The 7,184-nt window shown below is 62.2% G+C and carries 8 protein-coding genes; 3 read left to right on the top strand and 5 right to left on the bottom strand.

Annotated features, from left to right (window positions below):
* Nucleotides 1-7: 7 nt before the first annotated feature.
* The 5 genes from HX814_RS30785 to HX814_RS30805 form a co-directional block, all read right to left on the bottom strand.
* The gene (locus HX814_RS30785) at nt 8-1,024 is read right to left on the bottom strand and encodes an ABC transporter permease (protein ID WP_008431420.1); all 1,017 of its coding nucleotides are present in this window, start codon (nt 1,022-1,024) and stop codon (nt 8-10) included.
* Nucleotides 1,025-1,191: 167 nt separating this feature from the next.
* Nucleotides 1,192-2,742, bottom strand: coding sequence for an ABC transporter substrate-binding protein (locus HX814_RS30790; RefSeq protein WP_087694902.1), 1,551 nt, complete (start codon nt 2,740-2,742; stop codon nt 1,192-1,194).
* A 118-nt stretch (nt 2,743-2,860) separates the two neighbouring features.
* On the bottom strand, nt 2,861-3,403 hold the full coding sequence (ddpX, locus tag HX814_RS30795; protein WP_177010053.1) for a D-alanyl-D-alanine dipeptidase: 543 nt from the start codon (nt 3,401-3,403) through the stop codon (nt 2,861-2,863).
* A gap of 21 nt (nt 3,404-3,424) precedes the next feature.
* Nucleotides 3,425-4,279, bottom strand: coding sequence for a MurR/RpiR family transcriptional regulator (locus HX814_RS30800; RefSeq protein ID WP_032898755.1), 855 nt, complete (start codon nt 4,277-4,279; stop codon nt 3,425-3,427).
* A gap of 136 nt (nt 4,280-4,415) precedes the next feature.
* Entirely contained in the window at nt 4,416-4,727 is a 312-nt protein-coding gene (locus HX814_RS30805; protein ID WP_177010052.1) for a hypothetical protein, read from the bottom strand.
* A 162-nt stretch (nt 4,728-4,889) separates the two neighbouring features.
* On the opposite strand from HX814_RS30805, the gene HX814_RS30810 reads away from it, so the two are divergent.
* Genes HX814_RS30810 through HX814_RS30820 form a run of 3 tightly spaced genes read left to right on the top strand, consistent with a single transcriptional unit; the run spans nt 4,890 to nt 7,071 of the window.
* A complete protein-coding gene (locus HX814_RS30810) occupies nt 4,890-5,564 on the top strand; it encodes a secretin and TonB N-terminal domain-containing protein (protein WP_177010051.1) in 675 nt (224 codons plus the stop codon).
* Entirely contained in the window at nt 5,561-6,106 is a 546-nt protein-coding gene (locus HX814_RS30815) for an RNA polymerase sigma factor (protein ID WP_102605758.1), read from the top strand. Before HX814_RS30810 ends, HX814_RS30815 begins: the two co-directional genes overlap by 4 nt.
* A gap of 38 nt (nt 6,107-6,144) precedes the next feature.
* Nucleotides 6,145-7,071 (top strand): DUF4880 domain-containing protein, encoded by a 927-nt coding sequence (locus HX814_RS30820; protein WP_008431412.1) that lies wholly within the window; start codon nt 6,145-6,147, stop codon nt 7,069-7,071.
* The last annotated feature ends 113 nt before the right edge of the window (nt 7,072-7,184 follow it).

Here is a 7,184-nt window from a genome sequence, read left to right on the forward strand (position 1 = left end):
GGTCATCTCAATTCACCTCGCCGATGCGCGGGTCGACCACCCGGTAGAGCAGGTCGATCAGCATGTTCAGCAGTACATAAATAAACGACACCAGGATCGCGAAGCCCATCACCGCCGGGAAATCCAGGGACTGGATCGACTTCACCACATAGGCACCCATGCCCGGCCAGGCGAACACGGTTTCGGTCAGCACCGCGCCGTACAGCAGGTCGCCGAGGGTCAGGCCGAGCACGGTGATCGACGGGATCAACGCGTTGGGCAGGGCGTGGCGCAGGATCACCGCCCAGCGCGACAGGCCGTAGGCGCGGGCGGTACGGATGTAGTCCTCGCCCAACTGGTCGAGCATCGCCGAACGAATCTGCCGGGCGACTACGCCGAGGTTGACGAAACCCAGGGTGACGGCGGGCAGGATCAGGTGTTCCAGGGCATTCAGGAACAGTGGGATATCGCCGGCCAGCAGCGAGTCGATCAGGTAGAACCCGGTGATGGTGCGCGGTGGTTCGAGGCCTTCATCCAGCCGCCCGCTGCCGGGCAGCCAGCCGAGCTGGCCGTAGAACAACACGATCAGGCCCAGGCCGAGCCAGAAGGCCGGCGTGGAAATGCCGGTAACCGCCAGCGTTCGGGCGATCTGGTCGATGGCGCGGTTGTGATATACCGCTGACAGCACCCCCAGCGGTACGCCCACCAGTACCGAGAGCAGCAGGGCGGCGACCGCCAGTTCGAGGGTCGCGGGGAAGAACGCTTTCAGGTCTTCCAGCACCGGGCGGCTGGTGCGGATCGAGGTGCCGAGGTCGCCGTGCAGCAGGTCGCTCATGTAGCGGCCGTATTGCTGGTACAGCGGCAGGTCGAGGCCCAGTTGATGGCGGATGTTCTCGACAATGGCGTCGCTGGCCCGGTCGCCGGCAATCAGGCGCGCCGGGTCACCCGGGATCAGGTGGGAGATGCAGAAGGTGATCAGCGAAACGCCGACGACGACCAGGATCAGGCCGAACAGGCGTTTGCGCAACATATTCAGGAAGGCCATGAGGGCTCCTCGGTAACGCGAGACATTTGGATCAGGAATACAGCCTGGAAAACACAGCAGGTCCAGTGTGGGAGCGGGCTTGCTCGCGAATACGGTGGGTCAGTCATACATCGGGTAACTGATACACCGCTTTCGCGAGCAAGCCCGCTCCCACATTTGATCGCGTGTTACTTACTGATCTCAGCCACGTTGAACACCTGCTCCAGCATCGGATGGAACACATAACCCTTCACCGAATCACGCATCGGCAGGGTGTAGTTCTTCTGATAGAGGTAGGCGTACACGCTGTCCTTGAGCACGATCTTCTGGGCTTCCTGGTACAGCTCGGTGCGCTTGGCCGTGTCGTTGTTGGCCGCCGCATCGCGAATCAGCTTGTCCACCACCGGGTTGCTGTAGAACGAACGGTTGCCCGGCAGGCCTTGCAGGGAGGAGTCGAACCAGAAGTTCATGTACATGTAGGGGTCGGAGAAGTCCGGTGCCCACGAGCCGATGGACACGTCGAAGTCACCCTTGCCCAGGCGCTCGCGCATGGTGGCGTTGGCCAGTTTTTCCATCTTCAGGTTGATCCCCAGCGGCGCCAGGCTGGCTTGCAGGGTCAGGCCGATGGATTCCCAGTCCGGGTCCTTGTCGGAGTACATGTAATTCAGGTTGGTGATTTTTTCCGGGAGTTTCTTCAGGTTCGCGCCCGCGCTGTCCAGGTCCTGTTTCATCAAGGGCAGGCTCGGGTCATTGGCCCACATGCCGGCGGGAATCGGCCCGTTCATCAACTTGGCCTGGCCCTTGAGGATGCCGTCGACAATGCCTTTGTAGTCCACCGCATCAACGATTGCCTGGCGCGCATTCTGGTTGTTCAGCGGGGCTTTCTGGTTGTTCAGGTACAGGTAGGTCACCCGCAGCGACGGGAACTCCTTGATCACCACGTCTTTCTTTTTGGCCAGGTTGGTGAGCTGGTCCTGGGGCATGTCTTCGGCGATGTCCAGGTCACCGCGTTCCAGTTGCAGGCGGCGTACCGAGGCTTCGCTGATGATCTTGATCACCACCTTGTTCAGCGCGGGCTTGGTGCCGGCGTAGTAGGTGTTGGGTTCCAGGGTCAGGCTCTGGCCTTTCTGCCAGTTGCTCAGGCGAAAGGCGCCGGAGCCGGCGGTGTGGGTGGAGAGGTAGGCGTTGACGTCGCCCTGTTTCACCACGTCCGGGTTGATGATGCCGGCGCCGTTGTGGGCGAGGGTGTAAAGGAAGGGCGCGTAGGGCTTGGCCAGGGTGAAGCGCACGGTGAGCGGGTCGACCACGGTGACTTTCATGTCATCCGGGAACGCACCCGACGGGCCTTGCTTGAGCTGCATCACGCGGTCGAAGGAGAACTTCACCGCATTGGCGTCGACCTCGGCGCCGTCATCGAACTTGTTGCCGGGCTTGAGTTTGAAGTCCCACACCAGACCGTCGGCCGAGGTGGTCCAGCTGTCGGCCAGGTCGCCCTTGACCTCGGTGCTGCCCTTGCCGTTTTCGACTTTGTAGGCCACCAGCTTCTGGTACGCCGGGTACGTCACCGCCCAATCGTTGTTGTCGATGGTCACGGCCGGGTCGAGGGTTTGCGGGTCGGCGGCCTTGCCGATCATCAGGGTGTCTTTGGGGGCGGCGGCACTTACCGATTGCCACGCGCCCAGGCTCAGGGCGGCGCACAGCAGGGAGAGTGCGAGGGTCTTGCGGTTGCTTGGGGTCATGCCGGTTTCCTTGATTATTTAGAGGAAAAAGCGGGTTGGTTTATTTTTATGAAATCTATAACCGGGCAGTTGGAGCTAAAGGGTGCTGCTCATTATTGTGATGGTACGGTCCTTGGGATCAGTGTGACTCCTCAATTAATGGGAAAAGTTCGGCATCCGGCAACTCGTAGTGCCACCACTCGGTGGCAATCGCCTTGAAGCCGGCGCCAAGCATGATGCCCAGCAACAGCAGGCGGTTGCGCTGCACCTGCGGCGGCAGGTCGGGGTAGAACTGGTGGGACTTGGGCTCCATGGCATCAAACGCCGTGCCCATGTCCAGGGGGGTGCCGTGTTCATCAATCAGCGTCAGGTCGACGGCCACGCCGCGGGTGTGGTGCGAGCCCAGGCGTGGGTCGCGCACGTAGTCCGGGTTGGGCAGGGCCTGCCACAACAGTTGCTGGGCGTAGGCCGGGCGATAGGCGTCGTAGATCAGCAGGGTCATGCCGGCCTGGCGTGCCAACAGGCTCGCCTTGCGCAGGCAGGCCGCCGCTTCGGTGTGCAGCAGGCAGCGGGTGTTGCGGTAGATCACGGTGCCTGCGAGGTTGTCGGCACTGGCGTAGATCAGGTCGACCTGTACCGGGTATTCCGGTGGGGCGATTTCTACCAATGGGCTGGTTTTCACTCAAAGATTTCCTTTCCAGGGTCAGGATTCGAACTGGCCGAAGGCCTGTTGCAGGGCGCGGTTTTTTGCCAGGCGTGCATCCAGTCGCTCGCCGTAGCGGTCAGCGACGGCAGACACCATCAGGTTGAACAGGCACGTCAGGGGCGCCATGGAGTCCCAGAACTGGCCGACATCGGTTTTCAGTTGCAGCAGGTCCAGGTCGTAGTCCCGGGCCCAGGGGCATTGCAAGTCAGTGATCAGCGCCAAGGGTAGACCCTGGGCGTTCGCGGTCTCGCAGAACGTGGGCGTGATGCTGGAATAGGCGCGGAAGTCCGCTGTGATGGCGTAGGGTTTTTCAAAGCCGGAGTTCAGGGTCTCGGCGTAGATCCCCGACAGGCCATCGACGTAATAGACCTTGGGACGGATGTATTCCAGGTGGCTGTGGAACGCATTGAGGATGCCCCGGGTGGACTGGATGCCGAGGATGAACACGGCGTCGGCGTCCACGATGTGCTGCACGATATCGGCGAAACCCTGGCTGCGGGCCAGGCCGTATACATGCTGAATGGCTTCGATCTCGCGGTTGAGGGAACGGTCGAGGGCGTCTTCCTGATCGTTCTCCTGGCGAAACGCACCCAGGCGGTCGGTGATCAGCCAGGAGGCTTGCGGGTCGCCGCGCAGGCCTTGCTTGACGTCATCGAGGTTGCGATAACCCAGGGTTCGCAAGAAACGCCCCACTGAAATCCCGGTGGTGCCGGCTTGCTGGGCGATGCTGTCGGCGGTTTCGAACGGCAGCTGTTGCAGGTTGCCCAGCAGGTAGGTCGCGATGCGCTTGCCGGTGGGCGTCAGCGTCGGGAACTGCTGTTCCAGCGTGCGCTGGAAGCTGTTTTTATCCATGACGTTTTCGCGCAGGCCGGTCATTGATGTTACTCATGTTTCATGATTTTGATGTCTGTTAGAAACATAACATCGGCAATCGCGATAACACAATGGCTTTTTTTGCACTGGGCGGGCAGGGGGGGACAAGCGGCGATCAAGGCCGCTGGGGTTTCACCGAAGTACCGAACGTATTGCCCATGCGCACACTGGTCGCTGCGGGTGTAGAGAGCCCGATCTGGTTCGGCTTGCGTTTGTCGATGGGCACCTGTTGCGCCTGCTGGTTCTTTTGCGTGGCCTTGGCGGCGTCCGGGTTGTTGCCCATCTGCTGGCTCAGGCAGCCATAGTCCGGTGCCTTGTAGCCATCCACGTTGACCTCGGTGCAGCCATTCGGCGTTCCTTCGGCGTGGGCCATCAGCGGCAGGGCAGCACACAGCAACAGGCTGGCGAGGGTCGGTAACAGGTTCATCGGTGCCTCCTGGCGAGCCCTGGGAAATGGGCCGGTATGGCTCAAAAGTGTAGTGCAGCGGGCTGCCCGTCACCGTGATGTTTTTTTTGCTGGCACCGTAACATCAGGTTCATAAACTGGCCTCAGGATGACGGTTTTGTAGGCTATGTCGGACGTGTTGCGATGCTGAGCAGGGGGGCTTGGAGGCGCGCGGGCTGCTGCCTGGCTCTGCTGTTGGGGCTGGCGCAGGCCGTGCGCGCCGAAGTGACCCTGGACCTGCCCGCGCAGAACCTGGATAGCGCCCTGCAGGCGTTCAGCCATGCCACCGGCATGGCGGTGCTGGTGGACCGCGAGTTGACCCGGGGCCGGCGCTCCATCGGCGTGCATGGCCGCTACAGTGCGCAGCAAGCCCTGGGCCTGCTGCTGACAGGGAGTGGCCTGATGGCGCGTTATGCCCGCAGCGATGCGTTCACCCTGCAAGTCCCCGAGGTCAGCCAGCCGGCCACGACGCGGGGGCTGAAGGCAGGGCATGCAGCACGGATCAACAACAGCTATGCCGCGGCCTTGCAGCAGGCGATCGAACGCAGTTTGTGCCGTTCGCCGCTGACCCGCCCCGGCAGTTTCCGGGCGCTGGTGCAGGTGTGGGTCAACGGTGACGGGGTGATCGAACACAGCCGCCTGGTCAGCTCCACCGGTGACCTGCAGCGTGACGAAGCGCTGGTACGCGGCCTGGGCGCCACCCGGGTCGAACGCCCGGCGCCCAGTTCGCTGCGCTTGCCGGTGACTTTACTTTTGATGCCCGATTCAACAGGAACACGCATGGAATGCACAGCAGGGGAAGGAGTTTCCGGGGCATGAAAGATACCGGCCACAGCATGATGGTCAGCCTGTTCCTGGCGTCCTACGAGGACTTCAAGGTACGCCTGCGCAAGCGCCTCGGGTCCGAGGACCTGGCCAACGACGTGCTGCACGAGACCTACCTGCGGGTCGACCGCATGGACGTACCGCCGAACTTGGCGCAACCCAATGCCTACCTGTATCGAATGGCGCTGAACATCGCCGCTGACCGACGCCAGGCGGATGCGCGACTGTTGACCGGCAGCGAAGTCGAAGAGCTGCTGCAGACCGTCGATGAAGCCCAGGACCCGTCGCGGGTGGTGGGTGGCCAGCGGGAAATCCAGTCCTTGCTCAAGGCCCTCTACGAACTGCCGGCGCGGCGGCGCCAGATCCTTATCGCTGCACGTCTGGAAGAGGCGCCACACCTGGAGATCTCCAGGCGTTTCGGGATTTCCACGCGCATGGTCGAAAAGGAAATCAAGGCCGGGCTGGGCCACTGTGCACAGCGCCTTGAAAGAAAAGTGATCCAGCGGTTCGGTCCCGGGGCCGGAAAACCGTCTTAGTGATTGAGTCCCTGATAATCCGTTGAGTACCTGCGCGCTTGAACATTTTTAACCTCTCCGCTGCCCGTGCTGCGCCCGACAGCCCCCTGCACGATGAAGCGCGTGACTGGCTGGTGCTGCTGACGTCGGGCCGGGCCACCGTTGCTGATGCCAAGGCGTTGCGCCAGTGGTGCGCCCAGAGCCCGGAGCATGCCCGGGCGTTCGAGCAGGCCAAGGTGTTGTGGCAGCAATTGGCTCCCGCCGCCGAGCAGTTTTCCCGGCCGCGGCATTTTGGGCGGCGGGCGTTTTTGGGCGGGGCGATTGCGGCGTCGGCGGCGGTGTTGATGGTGCGGGTGACGGTGCCGGGTGGGTTTGCCGGGTTGACGGCGGATTACCGCACCGAGGTCGGGGAGCAGCGGCGGGTGGAGTTGGGTGATGGGGTTCGGCTGGAGCTCAATACGCAGACGCGGATCAGCCGGCGTGAGGGTGGGATTGAGTTGTTGGAGGGGGAGGTCGAGGTGCTGGCCGATGCTGCGATGCCGCTTCAGGTTCAGGCGGGTGGAGGGTGGTTGAGTGCGGCTCGGGCGCGGTTCAATGTGCGCAATACGGATCACAGTGTGTGTGTGACGTGTATTGATGGGGCGCTGTTGGTGGGTGTTGGGGGGCGTACGGTTCGGCTTGAGGGTGGGCGGCAGCTGACTTATGACGCCAGCGGTGTGGGTGAGCCGGTGGCGGTGGACGTGCAGGCTGTGGTGGCTTGGCGGGAGCAGGTGCTGGTGTTTGACAATGCGACGCTGGCGACGGTGGTGGATGAGATCAATCGCTATCGGCCGGGGATGTTGCTGCTGATGAATGCGCAGTTGGGCAAGCGGCGGGTGCAGGCGCGGTTTAGTCTGCATCAGTTGGCGGGGGTGGCGCTTTTGATTCGCGATGCGTATGGGGCCAAGTGTACGGAGTTGCCTGGCGGTGTTGTTTTGTTGAGTTAGATCGGTGTGCATATCCGTTATTTAGGTAACGGCTGCTTCAAAATCAAAAGCACAACGGCCTCCCGGCCGGCTTGAGTGTTAAAAGCAAAGGCAAAGACCAGAGCGAAAACAGA

This window comes from Pseudomonas sp. C8002 (genome assembly GCF_013385765.1).
Classification (GTDB): Bacteria; Pseudomonadota; Gammaproteobacteria; order Pseudomonadales; family Pseudomonadaceae; genus Aquipseudomonas.